At 61.7% G+C, this 1,635-nt stretch carries 1 protein-coding gene; it reads left to right on the top strand.

Annotated elements, in window-relative coordinates:
• Positions 1-111: 111 nt before the first annotated feature.
• Positions 112-1,635, top strand: a 1,524-nt coding sequence (locus LQ215_RS29400; protein WP_230153729.1) for a filamentous hemagglutinin N-terminal domain-containing protein, incomplete at its 3' end; no start/stop codon positions are given.

The raw sequence follows: 1,635 nt of genomic DNA, 5'->3' as shown, positions 1-1,635 counted from the left end.
GTCACCTTCGCCCATTCCCTGGAACGTCCGGATGCCCTGACCGAGCGCGAAGCGCCGATCTACTTCCGTGTGGATGTATCCATCTAATTTCTGCTGCAACGAGACCTGATCATGGACGACCGCCAATACGCCTTCCTGGCCCGCCAGCCTTCTGCTGCCCTGCAAACCCGCGACGCCTTCTGGGGCATGCCCAAGCGCGGCCTGGCGTTCCTGCTGGCCAACGTCATGTTCTGGCAGCCTATGTGGGCCCAGGCCGACGGCATCGTGGTCAGCGCGCCGGGCACCGGCCTGGACCGGGCGGGCAACGGCGTGCCCATCGTCAACATCGCCAAGCCCAACGGCAACGGCTTGTCCCACAACCAGTTCAAGGACTACAACGTCGGCAGCAATGGCGTCATCCTCAACAACGCCACCGCCCGCACCCAGTCCACGCAATTGGGCGGGATCATCCTCGGCAACCCGAACCTCAACGGTACGGCCGCCAAAGTCATTCTCAACGAAGTCAACGGCGGCAACCCCAGTCAGTTGCGTGGCTACACCGAAGTGGCCGGGCAGTCGGCCCATGTGATCGTCGCCAACCCCTATGGCATTACCTGCAACGGCTGCGGCTTCATCAACAGTCCGAAAGTGACCTTGAGCACCGGCAAACCGGTGGTGGAAAACGGCCAGTTGAGTCGTTATCAAGTGGATCAGGGCAGCGTCGCGATTGAAGGCGCGGGCCTGAACGCGAACAACGTCGATCATTTCGAAATCATCACCCGCAGCGCCAAGATCAATGCCGAGATCCAGGCCAAGAACCTGACCATCGTGGCCGGGCGCAACGACGTCAACGCCAATACGCTCAACGCCACTGCCCGCACGGACGACGGCAGCGCCAAACCACAACTGGCCATCGACTCTTCGGCGTTAGGCGGGATGTATGCAGGCGCGATCAAACTGGTGGGCACCGAAGCCGGCGTCGGGGTGAAGCTGGACGGCAAGTTGATTGCCAGTGGTGGTGATATCCAGCTCGATGCCAATGGTCATTTGAGCCTGGTCGATACCTCGGCCAGCGGGGCGGTCAACGTCAAGGCGGCGAGTCTTGATGCGCGGGGACCGGTCTATGCCGGCACGACCCTGAACGTTCGGACCCAGGGCAACCTGACTAACCAACAAACCCTGGCGGCGCGGGCGGGCATCGTCCTGAACGCGGCTGGGCAGTTGAGCAACAACGGCATCATCGAGGCCGGGGTCAATGCCGATAACACGCGCAATGCCACGGGCGATGTGAGCGTTTCGGCGCAGACGCTCAATAACAACGGCAAGAGTATCGTCGCCAGCCGGAATCTGACAGCCAATGTGACGCAGGGCCTGAGCAACCAGGGCGGGACTTTGAGTGCCGGGCAAACTGCGACGATCGAAGCCGGGACCTTGGACAATCAAAGCAAGGGCCGGGTGCTGAGCAGCAACACCCTGAACATCACCGCCGATAAGCTCATCAACACCCACGGCCTCGTCAGCAGCACTGGCAACCTGACGGCCAATGTCGGGCAGTTGAACAATAGCAGCGGTGAACTCAACAGCTTGAGCAACGTCACGTTGCGGGTCGCCTCGCTGGATAACGTGGCAGGTCTGGTGGTGGCGGGGCAGATGCTC

The organism is Pseudomonas brassicacearum, from assembly GCF_918698105.1.
In the GTDB taxonomy this organism is placed as follows: Bacteria; Pseudomonadota; Gammaproteobacteria; order Pseudomonadales; family Pseudomonadaceae; genus Aquipseudomonas; species Aquipseudomonas brassicacearum_F.
The sequence above is the reverse complement of the archived record's forward strand: the minus strand, read 5'-3'. Positions and strand labels throughout refer to the sequence as shown.